General features: G+C 68.6%; 18 protein-coding genes and 1 pseudogene. 1 reads left to right on the forward strand and 18 read right to left on the reverse strand.

Going from position 1 to position 17,706, the window contains the following annotated elements:
* Window positions 1-24: 24 nt before the first annotated feature.
* The 16 genes from pheS to JG616_RS10015 form a co-directional block, all read right to left on the reverse strand.
* Window positions 25-1,053 carry a phenylalanine--tRNA ligase subunit alpha gene (gene pheS, locus JG616_RS09940; RefSeq protein ID WP_199392465.1) on the reverse strand — a complete coding sequence of 343 codons (1,029 nt, stop codon included), beginning with the start codon at window positions 1,051-1,053 and terminating at the stop codon, window positions 25-27.
* A gap of 166 nt (window positions 1,054-1,219) precedes the next feature.
* Complete coding sequence (gene rplT / locus JG616_RS09945) at window positions 1,220-1,579, reverse strand: 50S ribosomal protein L20 (RefSeq protein ID WP_132985197.1); 360 nt, start codon at window positions 1,577-1,579, stop codon at window positions 1,220-1,222.
* A 13-nt stretch (window positions 1,580-1,592) separates the two neighbouring features.
* Window positions 1,593-1,790, reverse strand: a complete 198-nt coding sequence (rpmI, locus tag JG616_RS09950) for a 50S ribosomal protein L35 (protein WP_055249161.1) — start codon at window positions 1,788-1,790, stop codon at window positions 1,593-1,595.
* A gap of 239 nt (window positions 1,791-2,029) precedes the next feature.
* Complete coding sequence (gene infC, locus JG616_RS09955; protein ID WP_199359889.1) at window positions 2,030-2,617, reverse strand: translation initiation factor IF-3; 588 nt, start codon at window positions 2,615-2,617, stop codon at window positions 2,030-2,032.
* A 24-nt stretch (window positions 2,618-2,641) separates the two neighbouring features.
* A complete protein-coding gene (thrS, locus tag JG616_RS09960) occupies window positions 2,642-4,546 on the reverse strand; it encodes a threonine--tRNA ligase (RefSeq protein WP_199392466.1) in 1,905 nt (634 codons plus the stop codon).
* Window positions 4,547-4,787: 241 nt separating this feature from the next.
* The gene (locus tag JG616_RS09965; protein WP_199359887.1) at window positions 4,788-5,789 is read right to left on the reverse strand and encodes a type IV secretion system protein; all 1,002 of its coding nucleotides are present in this window, start codon (window positions 5,787-5,789) and stop codon (window positions 4,788-4,790) included.
* Window positions 5,790-5,796: 7 nt separating this feature from the next.
* A complete protein-coding gene (locus JG616_RS09970; protein ID WP_199359886.1) occupies window positions 5,797-6,423 on the reverse strand; it encodes a hypothetical protein in 627 nt (208 codons plus the stop codon).
* Window positions 6,424-6,582: 159 nt separating this feature from the next.
* Entirely contained in the window at window positions 6,583-9,021 is a 2,439-nt protein-coding gene (locus JG616_RS09975) for a VirB4 family type IV secretion/conjugal transfer ATPase (protein ID WP_199392467.1), read from the reverse strand.
* On the reverse strand, window positions 9,018-9,323 hold the full coding sequence (locus tag JG616_RS09980) for a VirB3 family type IV secretion system protein (protein WP_199359884.1): 306 nt from the start codon (window positions 9,321-9,323) through the stop codon (window positions 9,018-9,020). The genes JG616_RS09975 and JG616_RS09980 overlap by 4 nt, the downstream gene beginning before the upstream one ends.
* Window positions 9,316-9,711, reverse strand: coding sequence for a TrbC/VirB2 family protein (locus JG616_RS09985; RefSeq protein WP_199392468.1), 396 nt, complete (start codon window positions 9,709-9,711; stop codon window positions 9,316-9,318). The genes JG616_RS09980 and JG616_RS09985 overlap by 8 nt, the downstream gene beginning before the upstream one ends.
* Window positions 9,712-9,765: 54 nt before the next feature.
* Window positions 9,766-10,515 (reverse strand): lytic transglycosylase domain-containing protein, encoded by a 750-nt coding sequence (locus JG616_RS13795; RefSeq protein ID WP_199392469.1) that lies wholly within the window; start codon window positions 10,513-10,515, stop codon window positions 9,766-9,768.
* A complete protein-coding gene (gene virB11 / locus JG616_RS09995) occupies window positions 10,512-11,567 on the reverse strand; it encodes a P-type DNA transfer ATPase VirB11 (protein WP_199392470.1) in 1,056 nt (351 codons plus the stop codon). The genes JG616_RS13795 and virB11 overlap by 4 nt, the downstream gene beginning before the upstream one ends.
* Window positions 11,567-12,715: a TrbI/VirB10 family protein gene (locus JG616_RS10000; RefSeq protein WP_199359880.1), complete on the reverse strand. Its 1,149-nt coding sequence runs from the start codon at window positions 12,713-12,715 to the stop codon at window positions 11,567-11,569. Before JG616_RS10000 ends, virB11 begins: the two co-directional genes overlap by 1 nt.
* Window positions 12,712-13,482 carry a TrbG/VirB9 family P-type conjugative transfer protein gene (locus JG616_RS10005; protein ID WP_199359879.1) on the reverse strand — a complete coding sequence of 257 codons (771 nt, stop codon included), beginning with the start codon at window positions 13,480-13,482 and terminating at the stop codon, window positions 12,712-12,714. The genes JG616_RS10000 and JG616_RS10005 overlap by 4 nt, the downstream gene beginning before the upstream one ends.
* Window positions 13,479-14,324 carry a type IV secretion system protein gene (locus JG616_RS10010; protein WP_199359878.1) on the reverse strand — a complete coding sequence of 282 codons (846 nt, stop codon included), beginning with the start codon at window positions 14,322-14,324 and terminating at the stop codon, window positions 13,479-13,481. The genes JG616_RS10005 and JG616_RS10010 overlap by 4 nt, the downstream gene beginning before the upstream one ends.
* Window positions 14,325-14,366: 42 nt before the next feature.
* Complete coding sequence (locus JG616_RS10015) at window positions 14,367-14,783, reverse strand: hypothetical protein (protein ID WP_199359877.1); 417 nt, start codon at window positions 14,781-14,783, stop codon at window positions 14,367-14,369.
* A 271-nt stretch (window positions 14,784-15,054) separates the two neighbouring features.
* Between JG616_RS10015 and JG616_RS10020 the strand changes: the two genes are divergently transcribed.
* Window positions 15,055-16,326, forward strand: a complete 1,272-nt coding sequence (locus tag JG616_RS10020) for an alkaline phosphatase family protein (RefSeq protein WP_199392471.1) — start codon at window positions 15,055-15,057, stop codon at window positions 16,324-16,326.
* A gap of 88 nt (window positions 16,327-16,414) precedes the next feature.
* Here JG616_RS10020 and JG616_RS10025 read toward each other — a convergent pair whose 3' ends face one another.
* A complete protein-coding gene (locus tag JG616_RS10025; RefSeq protein ID WP_255529243.1) occupies window positions 16,415-16,768 on the reverse strand; it encodes a RidA family protein in 354 nt (117 codons plus the stop codon).
* Window positions 16,763-17,677 (reverse strand): annotated as a pseudogene (locus JG616_RS10030) (M14 family metallocarboxypeptidase); the annotation flags it as partial. The pseudogene JG616_RS10030 and the gene JG616_RS10025, both read right to left, overlap by 6 nt.
* Window positions 17,678-17,706 lie beyond the last annotated feature (29 nt).

A 17,706-nucleotide genomic window follows, 5' to 3' on the forward strand; every position in this document is an offset into this window, starting at 1 on the left:
GGTCGAAGGACTGACGCGGGCGCGTCAGGCGAACTGGCGCAGGAAGCGCAGGTCGTTGTCGAAGAAGCTGCGCAGGTCGTCGACGCCGTAGCGCAGCATCGCGAAGCGCTCCACGCCCAGGCCGAAGGCGAAGCCGGTGTAGCGCTCGGGATCGATGCCGACCGCGCGCAGCACGTTCGGATGCACCATGCCGCAGCCGAGCACCTCCAGCCAGCGGCTGCTGCCGTCGGGCTGCGCCCACGCGATGTCGACTTCGGCGGAGGGTTCGGTGAAGGGGAAATAGCTCGGGCGGAAGCGCATCTCGAAGTCGCGCTCGAAGAACGCACGGACGAATTCGGACAGCGTGCCCTTGAGGTCGGCGAAGCTCGCGTGCTCGTCGATCAGCAGGCCCTCGCACTGGTGGAACATCGGCGTGTGGGTCTGGTCGGAGTCGGAGCGGTAGACCTTGCCCAGCGCGATCATGCGCAGCGGCGGCTGGCCACCGGCGGCGACCAGGTCCTGCATGTAGCGCACCTGCACGCCCGAGGTGTGGGTACGCAGCAGCCGGCGCTGGCCGCCCTCGCCCGGCGGGTCGACGTAGAAGGTGTCATGCATGGCGCGCGCCGGATGGTGCGGCGGGAAGTTCAGGGCCTCGAAGTTGTGCCAGTCGTCCTCGATCTCCGGCCCGTCGGCAAGTTCATAGCCCAGGCGGCCGAAGATGTCGGCGATCCGCTCCATGGTGCGGCTGACCGGATGCACGCCGCCGGCGTCGCCGTTGCGGCCCGGCAGGGTGATGTCGATGGTCTCGGACGCGAGACGCGCCTCGAGCGCCGCGGCGTCGAGGCCGGCCTTGCGCGCCAACAGCGCGCTGCCGATGGCATCACGCGCGCGGTTGATCGACTCACCCGCGGCCTTGCGCTGCTCGGCGGGCAGCGCGCCGAGCGACTTGAGCTGGGCGGTGACGCTGCCGCTCTTGCCCAGGAGCGCCACGCGCAGGCCCTCGACGGCGTCAGGGGTCGCGGCGGCGGCGATGTCGGCGAGCGCCTGCTCGCGGATGGATTCGATATCGGTCATCGGGGCACCATCGAAGGCCTTTCGGGGGCCGGAAACGAAACATGGGGAAGGACTTGCGCCCTTCCCCATGTGGGAGCCGCTATAGCGGCGATGTCGTCCTGCCTGCCCTGGTCGCGGCTATAGCCGCTCCTACAGGTTGCAGAGCGCGGGACGACGCCGGGCGGGCTCAGGCTGCGAGCGCGCCCTTCGCCTTCTCGGCCAGCGCGGCAAAACCCGCCGCGTCGTGCACGGCGATGTCCGCCAGCACCTTGCGGTCGAGGGTGATGCCGGCCTTCATCAGCCCGTTCATGAAGCGGCTGTAGCTCAGGCCGTTGATGCGGGCCGCGGCGTTGATGCGGGTGATCCACAGCGAGCGGAAATTCCGCTTCTTCTGCTTGCGACCGATATAGGCGTACTGCAGGGCCTTGGTGACGGCCTGCTTGGCAACGCGGAACACCTTGCGGCGCGCGTTGTAGTAACCCTTGGCCTGCTTGAGGACCTTCTTGTGACGGCGGCGCGCCTGAACGCCACGCTTGACTCGTGCCATGGTTCAGTCCTCCTCAGAGATACGGCAGCATGCGGTCGAGACGACCGGAGTCGCACGCCGGGATGTGGTTCGTCTGGCGGAGGTTGCGCTTACGCTTCGTCGCCTTCTTGGTCAGGATGTGGCTGCGGTTGGCATGGCCCGCCTTGTACTTGCCGGAAGCGGTCTTCCGGAAGCGCTTGGCCGCGCCCCGATGCGTCTTGATCTTGGGCATTGCTGTGTCCTTGTCGGTACGTCTTCTACTGGCCCGGGCGGTGGCCTGCGCCACGCTTTCCGTCCTGCCCTTGCCGGTTTGATGGCCGTGGTTCCATGGGAGCCGTGGCGGGTCCAACCGGCCCACACGCGCAAGGCATGCGGACCGAGCCGCGCATTATGCATGCGCGCGGCTTCTGTTTGCAAATCAGGAAGTCCTGCCTGCCGCCGCGCCCTTGGCGCACCGGGCGGCGCGCAGGGTCACTTCTTCTTGGGCGCGATCATCATGACCATCTGGCGGCCTTCCAGGCGCGGGCGCGACTCGATCACGATGTCCTCGCCCAGGTCGGCCTCGATGCGCGCGGCCATGCCGCGGCCCAGCTCCTGGTGGCTCATCTCGCGGCCACGGAAGCGGATGTTGACCTTGATCTTGTCCCCTTCCTCGAGGAACTCGCGCATCTTCCGCAGCTTGATCTGGTAGTCGCCCTCGTCCGTCACCGGACGGAACTTCACTTCCTTGATCTCGACCTGCTTGGACTTTTTCTTGGCTTCGTTCGCGCGCTTCTGCGCCTCGAACCGGAACTTGCCGAAGTCCATGATCTTGCAGACCGGCGGATCGGCGTTGGGCTGGATCTCGACGAGGTCCAGTCCTTCTTCCTCGGCCATGGCAACGGCTTCGTCGCGCGTGAGCACGCCGATCATCTCGCCGTCCGAGCCGATCACGCGTACGCGGGGTACGCGGATTTCGAGGTTCCTGCGGTTCTGCTTGTCCGGGGTACTGATATTGCAATCTCCGTGGGTGGCACTTCTGGCTGGGTCCGCTTCCGGGACCCAAGGCGCCTGCCGCATGGCAGGCACCGGGCTACATGATACTCAGGGACCCCGCTCCGCGTGCAGGCGGGCCGTGAAATCGGCCAGCGGCATCGAACCCAGGTCCTCCCCTGCCCGCGTGCGGACGGCGACCGCGCCCTGTTCCTTCTCGCGGTCCCCCACCACGAGCAGGTACGGCACGCGCGCAAGCGTGTGCTCGCGGATCTTATAGCCGATCTTCTCGTTCCGCAAATCCGATTCGACACGGAGCCCTTGATCCGCAAGGGTTTTCCGCACCTCGGCGGCCCAGTCGGCCTGGGCGTCGGTGATGTTCATCACCACCGCCTGGACCGGGGCCAGCCAGGCCGGGAAGGCGCCGGCGTGGTTCTCGATCAGGATGCCGATGAACCGCTCCATCGAACCCACGATGGCGCGGTGCAGCATGACAGGCGTGCGCTTCTGGCTCTGCTCGTCGACGTATTCAGCTCCCAGGCGGCCGGGCATCATGAAATCGACCTGCATCGTGCCCAGCTGCCAGGTCCGTCCGATGGCGTCCCTCAGGTGGTACTCGATCTTCGGGCCGTAGAAGGCACCCTCGCCGGGCAGCTCCTGCCACTCGACGCCGGCCGCGGACAGCGCATTGCGCAGCGCCGCCTCGGCCTTGTCCCAGGTGGCGTCGTCGCCAAGTCGCGACTCCGGGCGCAGGGCCAGCTTCACCTGCACCTCGGTGAAGCCGAAATCCTGGTAGACCTTCATCGCCTGGGCGTGGAAGTCGGTGACCTCGGACTCGATCTGCGCCTCGGTGCAGAACACGTGGCCGTCGTCCTGGGTGAAGCCGCGTACGCGCAGGATGCCGTGCAGCGCACCCGAGGGCTCGTTGCGGTGGCAGCTGCCGAATTCGCCGTAGCGGATGGGCAGGTCGCGGTAGCTGTGCAGGCCCTGGTTGAACACCTGCACGTGGCCCGGGCAGTTCATGGGCTTCACCGCGTAGGTCCGCTTCTCGGACTCGGTGAAGAACATGTTCTCCTTGTAGTTGTCCCAGTGGCCGGACTTCTGCCACAGGCTGACGTCGAGGATCTGCGGGCAGCGCACCTCGCCGTAGCCGCTCGCGCGGTAGACGCCGCGCATGTACTGCTCGACCACCTGCCACAGCGCCCAGCCCTTGGGGTGCCAGAACACCAGGCCCGGCGCCTCTTCCTGCAGGTGGAACAGCTCCTGGGCCTTGCCGATGCGGCGGTGGTCGCGCTTCTCGGCCTCCTCGATGCGCAGGACGTAGGCCTTGAGCTGCTTGGCGTCGGCCCAGGCGGTGCCGTAGATGCGCTGAAGCTGCTCGTTCTTGGCGTCGCCGCGCCAGTAGGCGCCGGAGGTGCGCAGCAGCTTGAAGGCCTTGAGGAACCGCGTGTTCGGCACGTGCGGGCCGCGGCACATGTCGACGTATTCCTGGTGGTGGTACAGGCCCATGGCCGTGACCTCGGGGCCCATGTCCTCGATCAGGCGCAGCTTGTAGTCCTCGCCGCGGGCCTGGAACGTGGCGACCACCTCGTCGCGCGGGGTCATGCGCTTGATGACGTCGTACTCGGTGTCGATCAGCTCGCGCATGCGCTGCTCGATCGCCGCCATGTCCTCGGGCGTGAACGGCTGCGCGCGCCAGATGTCGTAGTAGAAGCCGTCTTCGATCACCGGGCCGATCACCATCTTGGCGTCCGGGTACAGCTGCTTGACGGCATGCCCGACCAGGTGGGCGCAGGAGTGGCGGATGATCTCCACGCCCTCGGCGTCCTTCGGGGTCAGGATCTGCAGGCTGGCGTCGCGGTCGATGAGGTCGGAGGCGTCGACCTGGCGGCCATCAACCTTGCCGGCCACGGTGGCCTTGGCCAGGCCGGGGCCGATCGACTCGGCGACCTGCAGGACGGTGACGGGGGCTTCGAACTCGCGGCGGCTGCCGTCGGGGAGCGTGATGGTGATCATGGGGTCTGTGGGTCTACTCGTGCGGGGCGGCGCGCGCGGGGAGGAGGTCGCGCGGATCGCGGGCATGGAAAAGGCGCCACGCGGGCGCCTTTCGGATCGGCCGCGGGCGGGGTCAGCAGTGGGCGGTGGTAGTGTCCATGTCGCACGCTCGGCCGGCGCGTTGGCGCGGGCCACCTCTCTCCCGGATGCCGCCCGATTCTAGCCCAAACCCGGCGGGCCGACAGGGTCGGGCGGCCCGGTTTCAGCCCGCGCGCCCTGCGACCCCGGGTGGCAGGCCCGAGCCCGGCGGCGGCGCCTGGCTTCCGGTCGCCACGCCCACGGCGTTGTAGGGCGAGAACTGGCCCAGCACCCCGTTGAAGAACATCGCCGCCATCGGCGGGGCACTGACGATGAGCATCGTGAGGATGAGACCGAGCCCGCCCTGCTGCAGCGCCATCGACGACAGACTCTCCTGTGGTGCACCGGTCAGCCAGTCCGCGACCCAGAACGCGACCCCCACCGCGATCAGCATGTCCATGGCCAGCGTGACCATGACCGTCAGGAGCGCCAGCGAGAACAAGGTTCCGAGTCCGTAGTACAGCCACTTGCTGAAAAGCTGGCGGGTGGCGCGGAACAGCAGGCACAGGATGAAGATCGGCCCCAGCCCGACCACGAGTGCGATCGCGACCTTGTTCAGCAGCAGCATGGACGCGGCGATGATCGCCGGGCCACCCAGCCCGACCCCGGCAAGCCACATCGCGCGCGACTTCCGCTGCTCGGTGATGAGGTCGCCGCCGTGGTCGATCGCATCGATCACCTGCAGGGCCACCTGCATGATCGCCAGTGCCCGGTCGATGTCATCGTATGCGCCACCGTCCTCGTCGCCGGTCACCACCTGCGTCACCACATCGCCCAGCCCGTCGGTCAGGATGCGGTAGGTTGATCCCCCGCCGGCAGCCGCGCCGGTGGCGATACCGATCACCAGCACCGCCTTCAGCGCATCGCCCACCAGCGCCATCATCGGCTCGCGCGAGAGACCGGTGGCGATGCGATAGCCCTGCACCAGGATCCACAGCGTCAGCAGCGTCAGCGCCGCGGACCCGGCGACGGTCACCACCCGCCCAAGCAGGTTGCCGGCGAACTCGCCGATCTCGTCGTCGAGGAAGCCGTTGATCTCCTGAAAAAACACCATATTGGGCAGGCCCTGGACCTGGGCCCAGTCCATGCCCGTGGCGGCGAGCCCCACCAGGCTGTCGATGGACACCGGCGCCCTACCGTTCGCGCTCGCGCGCGCCGCGCAGGGCCAGCTTCAGCAGCGCGCCCTGCACCAGCGGATCGGTGGCGGAGCCGCTCCCGAGCGCCTCGTTCGCAAGCCGGACGTGGTTGTCCCGCAGCCCTCGAAGCGCGGAATCGTAGGCGCTGGTCAGCCGCTCGCCGCTCTGGACGTCGTTCTGCAGCTGGCCCTGGATCGAGAGGATGCGATTGGTATTGGATGCCAGCTTGCCCTCCTCTTCCTCGCGGATGCCGTTGCGCTCCTCGTAGGCCGCCCTCAGCTCCTGGTCGCGTGCGTTGACGTCGTCCAGCATCGCGACCAGGGCATTGAAGCGCCGGTTCTCGGTGCGCACGATCGACACGCAGTACGCATGCAGTTCCGCCCCCTTGGGAGCTTTCGGAGCCGTGGTCCCGCAGCGCTCGGCCACGCCTTCGTCCGCGGCCATCTCCCTGAAGTTCTCGCGATGACCCTTCTCTCCGTCGTAGCCCTGGCCGGTCACCAGCGACTGCTCGAACTGCTTGTCCAGCGACCGGAGCTGCTCGCCCTGCTGCTTGTAGTCCTCGATCATCTGCTGGTACTGCGCAACCCATCCCAGCGCCGTCTTGACCGTGTGGGGAAGATCCACGACGGCCCACTGCGCGGACGCAGGCGCCGCCGCGACACAGCCCAGTGCCGCCAGCACCACTCCAGCCATCCACCTGCGGGGCTTCCGTGCCCCTGCGACGTCCCTGTCACGCATGTCCCACTCCCTGGGTTGAATTGAACGGGGTTTTTTTCAACGACCTCATGGTGCCAGGACGGGCGACCGCCGCCCTTTCCTCTGCGACTGGAACGCCTCCAGCCAGTCCTCGGGGCCCAGCGCGTCCTGCGCGACCCCGAGCTGCGCTGCGCGCGACGCCATCACCGCGTGCATCACGCCGATGTTGTCGGTGGAGGCCGAGACCACGGCCAGGACGTCGTCCAGCCCGTCCAGGTCGAGCCGACACACGGCCGAGGCGTGCCCCTGCTTGACGAGGAAACACCGTGAGCGCTCGTCCAGGGCGACGACCACGCGGTACTCCGCGTCGGTCAACTTCAGCCCCTCGACATAGTCCTTGCGGCTGGCGTTCGGATTGGGCAACAGCACCAGGGTCGCCGTCTGCTCGACGATGGCGGCGGCGATGTCGCTCGCCAGCGCGTCCTCGGGGCTCTGCGTCGCGAAGATGCCAAGCCCGTTCTGCTTGCGGATGGTCTTCTGCTTGTTGCGCGCGAACTCCTTGAGCGCGCCGCCACCATCGAGGATCTTCCAGAACTCGTCCATCACATAGATCAGGCGCCGGCCATCGATGATGCCCTCCAGCCTGTGCAGCAGGTAGCGCACGACCGGAACCCTCACCTCGGCGTTGTCGAGAATGTCGGTGTAGTCGAAGCCGATGATGTTCGCACCCGACAGGTCGACCGTATCCCGCGGGTTGTCGAACACCCATCCCAGGCTGTGTCCGGAGGTCCATCGGCGCAGCCGCGCGTAGAGGCCGTCGTCACCCATGTTGGGAAGGCTCTTCTGCAGGTTCGCGATGCTGCGCAGGTGTGCAGGCGTGTCCAGCATGCCGTCGACGGCGCGGAAGATGTCCTCCTCCTCGCGTGCGGTGTAGGCCGGCTTGCCGGCGAGCAGCTTCACCAGGTCGGCAAGGAATTGCACGTTCGCCTCGCTCCGCTCGCACTGCAGCGGATTGAAGCCGGTGGGCTGACCGTTCTCGAGAGCGAGGTAGTTCCCGCCACAGGCCCGGACAAAGATCTCCGCGCCACGGTCCTTGTCGAAGAAGAACACCGTCGGCGCAGGGTCGAGCTTCTGCGACTGTGCCAGCAGGAAGTTGACCAGGGCGGTCTTTCCGGTGCCGGACTTGCCAATGACGAGGGTGTTCCCGAGGGCCTTCTCGCCGAGCGAATCCTCGGCGGGGTGCGTGGCGTGGAAGTTGAAGTGGTAGGGCTGGCCGTTGCTCGCCTGCAGGGTGGTGATGCACTCGCCCCAGGGGTTCCCCGACGCCTTGCCGCTGGCGAAGTTGTGCAGCGGCGACAGGCCGAGGAAGTTGAGCGAACTCACGTTGGCCAGCCGGGTCCGGTAGCGCCAGTTCGCGGGCAACTGCGCGTAGAACGCCGATGCCACCGCCAGGTCCTCCTTCGCCGACACGAAGCCGGCATTGGACAGCTCGGCGCGGGCCTCGGCGATGTTGCGCGAGAGGTCCTCCTGGTTCTGTGCGTGCACCGCGAGGCTGAAGTGGTACTCGCCCAGCACGAAATTGCCGGAGGCAAGCTGGTCCATCGCCTGGTCGAGTTCGACGATCTGGCTGACGGCGCGGTCGCCCGAGGAGACCATCATGCCCTTGGTCCGGTCGAGCACGCGCAGCGCGTCCTGGCGCCCCATGGGACTGAACGACTGCGTCAGCACGTACTCGAAGTCCAGGTATTTCAGCCCGTTCAGGATCCCGGGCCAGGTCGCCTCGCTGTATTCCTTGACGTTGAGGAGGGCGCCGTACGCGTACTGCCCTTCCGGCAGGGCCACGACGAAGTCCCCCGTCCGGGCCGAGAACGTGTGCCGGCTGACGGCGAGGTAGTCGGCGACCGGCGCCGCGAGGACCGGCACCGGCTCGTCCAGGCGATTGATGATGTAGCCGAAGAGCTCGAGCACCTCGGAGAAGACGACGCCGTTCTCGCGCTCGTACATGCCCAGCCGCCGTGGCGCATAGTCCTTGAGCACGGCTTCCACGTTGCCCGCGAGCTCATGCAGGCGGTCCGTCGCCTGCCGTTGGGCCGCGGCGAGCCGGCCGATGTCGGACGACCGTTCCACCAGCCGCCGCCCGGCCACGACCGGCCGGTAGACCATGGTCAGGTAGAGGTCGTTCTGCAGCGCCTCCCGCGCAGCGAGCTTGTGGAAGTAGGCGTCCGAGAGCGCCTGGTTGAAGGCGCCCTTGAAACGTCCTCCCCCGTCGATGCGCCGCCGCCGTCGGATGTCGTGGGTCCAGAAGGCGACGTTGGCAAAGTCGGGCGCGCGCAGCGTCTGCAGCATGCGATTGAACGTGGCGTGGCGATGCTCCAGATCCCATTCCTCCCGCCCGACGAACGGAAGCCCCTCCAGGCGCCAGCAGACGAGGTAGTCACCCCCCGTGGTCTTCACCACGTCGCTGGCGACGTGGCTCGACAGCGGGACGAACTCGCCAATCGCGGCGTCGGCTGCGCGCGCGTTCACCGCCGGCCTCCGGCCCCGCGTCCGGCGAGCGGCGCGAACGACCAGTCACCGCGGCGCACATGGCGGTTTCGCACCTTGGCCAGGAGCTGCCAGCGCAGGCCGATCAGCCTGAAGATCATCTCGTCGCGCCGGGCCATCTGGCGCATGCCCAGGACCACGAGCGGCATCAGCACCAGCAGGAGCAGGTTCACGTAGACGGCCAGCAACAGGCACGCACCTGCCCCGACGAAGAACGGGACGTAGGGCACGCCCAGGAACATCGCCGGCCGGGTGCAGCCGCGGAAGAGCACGTCCCTACGCATGGAACACCGGCAGCACCGCATCGATCATCGCCGTGCACTCGCCCGCTTCGGGTCCCAGCAGCATCCGGGCGATCTGGGCCGCGGCACCGATCAGCAGCCCGCCAACGAGGATGGGTGCGACGTCGGAAATCCGCTTGTGCGCAAAGGCGATCTGGTACCCGGCGAAGATGATCGCGATGGTGACCACGGCGATCGATGCCATGTTCAGCAGGCCGTTGACGTTGTCGAAGAAGCCGCAGACCTTTGCGTCGGCGCCTCCAAAGGCCTGCGCGAATGCCCAGCCCGGCGCCATGCCGAGGGCCGCCAGCATGCCTGCGGACGGTCGGGGGTGGGGGCGGCTGGGCTGCAGGCTGCTGACGAAGCCGGTGCGTTGGATCCAGGTGTTCATGAGGCGTCCTTGCGTTGGTGGTGACTGGGACCGAGCGTCCTGCTGCGGCTTGAATCAGAAGACAAAGGCGGAATCGGCAAGCTGCGCGCCGGCCGCTGGCGCCGGCACAGCGGCGGCAGGCGGCGACGCTGGCGGGTGTCCCCCGGTGACGTGCGGGACGAATGGGCCGTCGGGTGAACGTTCGTCCGACCCGGGCCGGGAGTGCTTCGCGGGCACCGGCGGCGTGTCCATCTCCAAGGCCGGCCCCGTTGGCGGACCGCCGGCCCGGCCGCGTCGCTCGCGAAGACTCGCCAGCCCCGGGCCCGGAGCCGTCGCTCCACGATTTCCAAGGACCGGGATGGCCGCGGCGTCCAGTCCGTTCACCCGCCCGGCAGCCTGGATCGAGCTCTGGATCTTCTGCACGTATCCGTCGCGGAAGCCGCGGACGAAGTTGCCGGAGTAGTAGCAGCTGAAGGCCTTGCCCCAGTGGCCCCCGGCACGGACGTGGCAGTCCGCAAGTATCCGTGACCCGGCCGCCAGGTTTTCGCAGGCGGAGAACGCCCTCTCGTAGCTGTCGAGTCCCTGGGGCGCCAGGTTGTGGCGGTTCACCTGCGCCAGGCCGAGCGAAAAGTTGTAGCCCTCGCGCTCCAGACGTGCCGCCGTCGCCACGGCTTCCTCGAGACTGCGCGGCTGCCGCTCCAGCCGGGCACCCACGACGCCGATGGCGTAGGGATTGAACGACGACTCCACGCGGACGACGTGCTCCATGACGTCCATGGGGACCGCAAGTTCCTGGCAGGCCAGCATTTCGAGGCCGGGGATCATGCAGCGCCTCCCATGCCCGCCGCCTTCGCGAGCGAAGCTCCGAACTCGACTCCGGTGATATGCCGATGCCCCCCGTGGGCGCTGACATGGACGACGATGTCGATGGTCATGGCGAGCAGGCGACGGATGGTGTCGAACTCAAGGCCCGCGCCTTCATCGGAGGCCTTCACCATCAGTGCCAGCTGGTCCCAGGTCTGCGATGTACTTCCGGCATGACAGCTGGTGATCGAGCCGGGATGCCCCGACGCGCAGTTGCGGATGAAGTAGAACGCCTCGTCGCCGCGCAGCTCGGCCAGGATGATGCGGTCGGGCTTCATGCGCAGGCAGGCCTCCATGCAGGACTTGGCCGTCACCTTCGCAGTCCCCTGCCCGCCCTTCGAATACAGCAGGTGCACGGCGTTGGGCTGGCTGATGAACAGTTCACGCGCGTCCTCGATGGTGACCAGGCGCTCGTTGGCCGGAATGTGCTCCACCAGGGCTTTCATGAACGTGGTCTTGCCGCTTCCGGTTGCGCCGGAGACGACGATGTTCCGTCGCAGCTGCACCGCACGCCGGAAGAAGTCCGCATGGCGGCCGGCGGAATGGAGTTCGAGCAGCGCGTCGTCGTCCTTGCACGGGCCGCGTCCGGAGCGCATCGAGGCAAAGAACCCTTCCGACTCATAGTCATCCAGGCGGCGGACCTGGCGTGACGGGAGCCGGATGGTGATCGACACCGCGCCCGCCTCGCACGCGGGAGGAATCACGAACTGCGCGCGTTGACCGGTCGGAAAGGTCAGCGAGACCACGGGCTCCGCGTCGGTGATGCGCTGGCCGGTGCCGCTTTCGTTCACGACGGCGGTGCAGAACTGGCGCGCCCGCTCCAGGCTCAGGCCGGGAACCGCCACGCGCTGCCAGCCGCCACGCCGCTCCAGCCAGACTTCACCCGGGCGGTTGATGCAGATCTCGGTGACATCCGCTGCATCCATGTACGCCGCGATGCCCAGCGCCTGGTACTGGTAGTCGAGGAAGGCGGCGCCCCCTGACTGCTGCAGCGCATGGGCAGGAACGGCCATCAGAGTCGCGCCACGACCGCGGAGAAGTCCACGTCACGGGCCACGTAGACGTTGAGCAGCGTGCCCTGTCGGATCGTCACGGTCGGAGGCCGGCGGTTGTCCAGCGCCTGGTTGGCGAGCCGCTCCAGCGTGCGCGCGGTGCTGCTTTCATAGGGAGACTGCAGGACGACCCCGCCTTCTCCGATCACCGTGCTGGCGGGGCCCTCCTTGGCCGCCGCGTACTTGAAGGCATCACTGACCAGGCTGACCAGCAGCGCAGAGCCGATCCTCGAACCCCAGTGCGCGCTGTAGTGGCCGGGATGACCGGCCCCGCCCAGGCCGTCCACTCCCGGACTTGCCATGCTAATGTCGATCCCGTTGGGCGTGGTGATGCGGTCCCAGACCACGGCCACGCGGGGGCCCAGCGGTTCCGAGTCATAGCGACCAAGCACCTTGGAGCCGCTTGGCAGCAGGAGGCGGCGACCGTTGATCGAATACACGGGTTCGGTCACCACGCACGAGGTGAAACCCGGCACGTCGGTGACGATGCGTGTTTCCAGCACGCAGCGGATGTAGGTCCCGCGCACCAGCAGCGCGTCCGGCCGGGCGATGGGGCGTGCCGCCGTGGTCGCAGCCGCTGCGGGCGCCTCCGTATCCTGCGTCTCGGCGCCGGGCAGGCCGGCCAGCATCGCCTGCATATAGGGGTTGGATGCCTGGCTCGTATCGGTGGTGCTGCTGCGGCGATCACGGAGGCTCGGTCCGGACGGAGCCTGCACAAGCGACGGTGAAGGCATGCTCCAGGGCGACGGCCGCAGCGTCGACGGTTCACCGGAAGGCAGCGGCACGACGGGCACGGGCTCCATCGGCATCGGCACGGGCGGCAGCGACGGTTCGGCTGTCACGCCGATGCGCGGCAGCTCCGGAATCACGACCTCCTGCTCGCGTGGCGCCTGCGTGGCCGCCTCGTCGCCGCCAACCGCACGGAGCATGCCGACGATGGCGAGCACCAGCAGGAGGACGATCGCCGCGAGGAACACCAGCGCCTTGCGGTTGAGCCGCTGCACGTCCTCCGGCCGCAGCACGGGGGCCGATGCGTCCAGGTCGGGCGCGGCCTGACGCGCCGCATAGTGACCAGGTCCTGCAGCCCCCTGCTCGCTCGATGCCGTCATCGCGCCGTCCTCCTGATTCCAACCACGTCATCGCCATGGCGCACCACGAGGAACGGCCAGGTGCCGTGCACGATGAGCACATCGCCTTCGACGGTGGTGTTGACCACGAACTCGTCCCCGTCCCGGCTGCTCCGTCCGAACACGGCCGGAAAGGTCCCCGTCGGCAGCGCCACCTGGCGGCTCATGCGCAGATAGGTGAAGCGGCCATCGTCGTAGACGTGCATCGGCACGAGCCAGGGCGGCGCCCGGCGGGCCGCCACGTCGTAATCGAAGTTGTAGAGCCTGTCCGGCGACAGGGCCGTGCTTTGTCCAGGCTCGACGGGCGCGGCCGCTTCCTCCGCGGGTCCGAATGCCGCGTCGGCCGGATAGCGGAAGCCGACGCGGTACTGCACCCCGGCGCGCCGGACCTGGTCGAGACTGGTCCAGTCCGCGGCCACCACCTTCAGTTCGAAGATGTAGGCATGCGCGCGCGTGCGCACCAGCATGTTGGTGTCGACGTCGCCATCCCGGGGGCGGAGGTAGAACACATTCCCGCGCCGAGTCAGGTCCCAGCCGCTGCTGAATCCGGTGCTGAAGTCGAGGATCTCTTCCGCCGGATCGAGTTCGATCTGGGTGGTGATGCCCAACGCGGTGCGCACCGGGTAAATGCCGCCGGGGACGTAGTCGAAGGTATCCACCTGCGGAGGCGCAGCGCCCTGCTGCGCAGTGGCTGCCGGAGGCGAGAGCAGGCCTGCGCAGAGCACCAACCCGGCGAGGAACGATTTCATGGTGCGCCCTCCGCTTGCGCCGACACCGCCGGCCCGTCGCCCATGACCGGCAGGGGGTTTACCGGCTCTTCCGCGGAAGGCGCGCTGCTGAAGACTTCCGGCTCGCTCTCCGCAGGAGGCACGGCCGCGAAATCGGCGTCGACGCGGTAGCTGGTGACCTGGAAGCCCAGCGGGTTCTCCAGCCTGTCCGGTTCGTCCATGCGCAGCGCCAGGTTGTAGCCGAAGCCAAGCGTCGCGATGCGGCTGTCCAGCGGCCGGGTGGCACCGCTGGCCTTGTCGTAGACGCTGCGCTGGAAACGCACGGTCGCGCCGCTCGGGATGCCATCGGGTCCATCGATGAGCTGGATGCTCAGGATCCGCACGCGGATGGCGCGGCTCCGGCCATAGGTACTGAACGGGCTTGACGGGTTGTTGGCCGCATGGAGCGCGGCGTATTCCTTGCCGACCTCCGGTGCCGACATCGCGTGCACGGCGCGCCAGTCACGCAGGTTCATCATCGCCACGTCGTAGGACTCGCGCAGCGTGATGAAGCTGGCGACGTTCGCGCGGGCGATCGCCTCGCTCGCGCTGAGGCTGCGATGGCGGAAGTTCTCGTCCAGCCGCGCCACGGTGGCGTTGCCGCTGGAGGCATCAGCCATCACCAGGAACGGCACGCGCTCCTTCAGCGGCATCACCTTGAAATAGCCGGCCCCCAGCAGCAGCGCGAGGGTCGAGGCCGTGGCCGCAACCCACCAGGCGCGCCGCTCGCTGCGAGCCGCGAGGTCCGCAATGCTGGTTTCATAGTTGACCGCGCGGGCGACCGCATCCCCGATCGCCGGCCCTGGCTGCTTCTGCTTGAACATTCTGCAATCCGTGCAATGTCCCGCGTCCATGTGCTGCGCCTGTCAGCTCCCCGGCGCACCCCGTGCCACGACCACCAGGCGCTCACCCTCCAGCCGCATGACGACGCCTTGAGCATCGAATGCCTGGGCCAGCTGCGCGAGCGCATCGGCAAGCGCGTGCGCACGCACGCCACGCACGGGCTGGTGCAGGCTGAAGTCCGATGGATGCCGGTAGTCCAGTTCGCTGCCGCTGTCACGCGCCCAGCGCGTGAGCAGGGTATGCAGCGTGCCGTCCATGGGCGACGCCTGGTAGACAGGCGTGACGGCCAGCGGGATGGCTTCCGTCGTGACCGCGTAAGCGTTCACGGGCGCCCAGCGCCCGCTGAAATCACGCGCCTCGCGACCGGCGCAGGCGGATGTTCCCGCCAGCGCCGTCGCGACCACGGCCACCCAGGCCAATCTGTCGGGCTTCCTGCCCATTCCACCTCTCCCTGGCCTAAACCCCTGAATCAAAGCGGCCGGAACGATCCTTGTCCTCGGCCGTGCTGCCCCGTCCGCCACGTTCACCGCGGCTGCGCGACCTGTTGCTCCCCTCGCGCCACGCTTCGAACGCTACGCCCGCGCCGGTTGCGGTTCAATACGGGTCTTGCTGCATTTGTGTGACTTGGGCCAGAGAACAGAGAAGTCTGACGAGGCTTTCAGATGCATGCGAGCCATCGAAGCCGTCATTCGCGGGCCGTATCATGTGCGCATGCATCCATTCGCACCTTGCGCGGCCGGGCGCGCCGCCTTTTCCGCCATCCTCGCCATCGTCCTGTCCGCCTGCAGCGCGGGGCCCGACGCTCGCCTGGCGGACGCCTCCGGACACGTGGTGGCGCGGACGCCCGCGCTGCTCCTGATCTCGATCGACGGCCTGCATCCCGACCGGGTCAACATGGCGGACGCGCCCCACGTCGCGCGCCTCGCCGCTTCCGGCGTCCAGGCGCGCTGGATGACACCGTCCTACCCCAGCCTCACCTTCCCCAACCACTACACCATCGCCACCGGCCTGCGCCCGGACCGCCATGGCATCGTTCACAACTCGATTCACGACGCCGAGCTCGGCACCTTCCGCCTCTCCGACCGCGAGGCGGTGGGCACCAGCGACTGGTGGGGCGGCGAGCCGATCTGGGTGGGCGCGGAGAAGGCCGGCCTGCCCACGGCCACGATGTTCTGGCCCGGCTCGGAAGCCGAAGTGGCCGGCGTGCGGCCCACGCGCTGGCACGTGTACGAGGAGTCGGTCCCGGCCGCCGAGCGTGCGGCCACGGTGGCCGACTGGCTGCTGGAAGGCGAGGCGACGCGCCCGCGCCTGGCCACGCTCTACTTCCACGCCGTCGACACCGCGGCGCATACGCACGGGCCGGATTCCGAAGAGGCCCGCGAAGCGCTGGCGGACATCGACGCCGCCATCGGCGAGCTGCTCGACCGGCTGCAGCGCGGCGGCCGGCTGGCGCACACCAACATCATCCTGGTCTCCGACCACGGCATGGCGCCGGTGCCGCCGGGACAGCAGGTTTCCGTCGGCGACATGGTGACGATGGAGGAGGCCCGCCTGGCCAGCATCGGCCAGGTGATCCAGGTGCAGCCCAATCCGGGTTTCGAGGCCCGGGTGGAGGCGCGCCTGCTGGGACGCCACGACCACTACGAGTGCTGGCGTCGCGACGCCCTGCCCGCGCGCTGGCACTACGGCACGCATCCGCGCATCCCCGCCATCGTCTGCCAGATGGACGAGGGCTGGGACGCGCTGCCGCCGCAGGTGATGGCGGCGCGCGCCGAAGGCGGCACGCGCGGCTCGCACGGCTACGACCCGGCGCTGCCGTCGATGCGCGCGGTGTTCATCGCCAGCGGCCCGGCGTTCCGCCAGGGCGCGGTCATCGATCCGATCGACAACGTCGACGTCTATCCGCTGATGGTGCGCCTGCTCGGGATTCCCGCCGCCGAGAACGACGGCGACGACCAGGCCCTGCTGCCGGCGCTGCGTTGAGCGGAACCGGTCGGGCGCGGGCAGCGCCTCTTCGGTGGCTGCGCGCCCCGTGCTTGACCGGGCCCGGGCCCGGGCGCCGGTGCCGCCCTCAGGCGGCGGCGGTCACCACGATCTCGACCTTCCAGCCCGGGTCGGCCAGGCGGGCTTCGACGGTCGCCCGCGCCGGTGCGTGGCCGGGGACCACCCACGCGTCCCACGCACGGTTCATCCCGTCGAAATCGGCGATGTCGGCCAAGTAGACCTGCGCGCGCAGGATCCGCGTGCGGTCGGTGCCGGCCTGCAGCAGCAGCGCGTCGATCGCCTCCAGCACCTCGCGGGTCTGGACCTCGATGTCCGCGCCCGCGGTTTCCGGCACCTGGCCGGCCAGGTGGACGACCCCGGCATGGATGCAGGCCTCGGACATGCGCGCGCCGGCGTCGATGCGCGTGACGTGCTGCGCCAGCGCGAAGTCGAGCGCGGCGCGCACGGCCACGGCCTGGGCAAGGTTGCACTGCTCGGGCGTCGCGCGCTGGCTGTCCGGATAGACCTCGGTGGTCGTGGTGTAACGGGCGCCGGACACGCCGGCGCACAGCCCCAGCGCGACGACGTCGTACTCGATGACCCCCGGCGCCACCACCGGCGAGCCGATCAGCGTGCCGTCCGGATCCGCCGGTGCGATGTGGGTGACCCGCGCCACCGCGTCGATCACCGCCTTCTGGAACGCCGGGCGCGGGTTGCGGCTGTCGTCGACCAGGTAGAAGCCGTCGGGAATCGTGCCGGGCTCAAAGGCCTTGCCGTCGCGCGCGGCGAGCGCCGGGCGGAACTCGCTCTCGTCGCTGTCGGTGGTTTCATGCAGGTCGACGTGCACCAGCACGCGGCCGCGCAGCGGCGCGACCAGGTCCATCAGTGCCGCCGACTCGCGGGCGGGGCTGTCCGGACGGAATGCGCGGTTGGGATCAACGGCCTCGGCATTCCAGCGCTGGAAGCGCTCGTAGCCCCATGGGCTGACGCAGGGGACGATAAGCAGGTTGGCGCGCCCGGCCCAGGCACCCGCATCCTCGCCAGCGAACCGCAGTGCACCGTGCACGCCGCTGGTCTCGTAACCGTGCACGCCACCGGTGACCAGGGCCACCGGAAGCGCCTCGTCCCAATCGCGGCTGCGCAGGGCGAACAGCCGGTAGCGGCCGTCCGCTCCGTAGTCCAGTTCGCCGTACTGCACGACGTCGTAGCGCTCGCGCAGCGCGTCGATCGCGGTGACCACATCGTCCCGGTAGCTGCGCTGGATGCGCTGGCGCGCGCGCCAGGCGGTTGTTTCAGCGGCACCCCAAGGCGTGCCCGGGGTACCGATGGTGTCGAGGCTGGTCTGGTTCATGCCCCCATTCTAGGGCTTCATGTCCAGCT

It is taken from the genome of Luteimonas sp. MC1895 (assembly GCF_016457215.1).
In the GTDB taxonomy this organism is placed as follows: domain Bacteria; phylum Pseudomonadota; class Gammaproteobacteria; order Xanthomonadales; family Xanthomonadaceae; genus Luteimonas.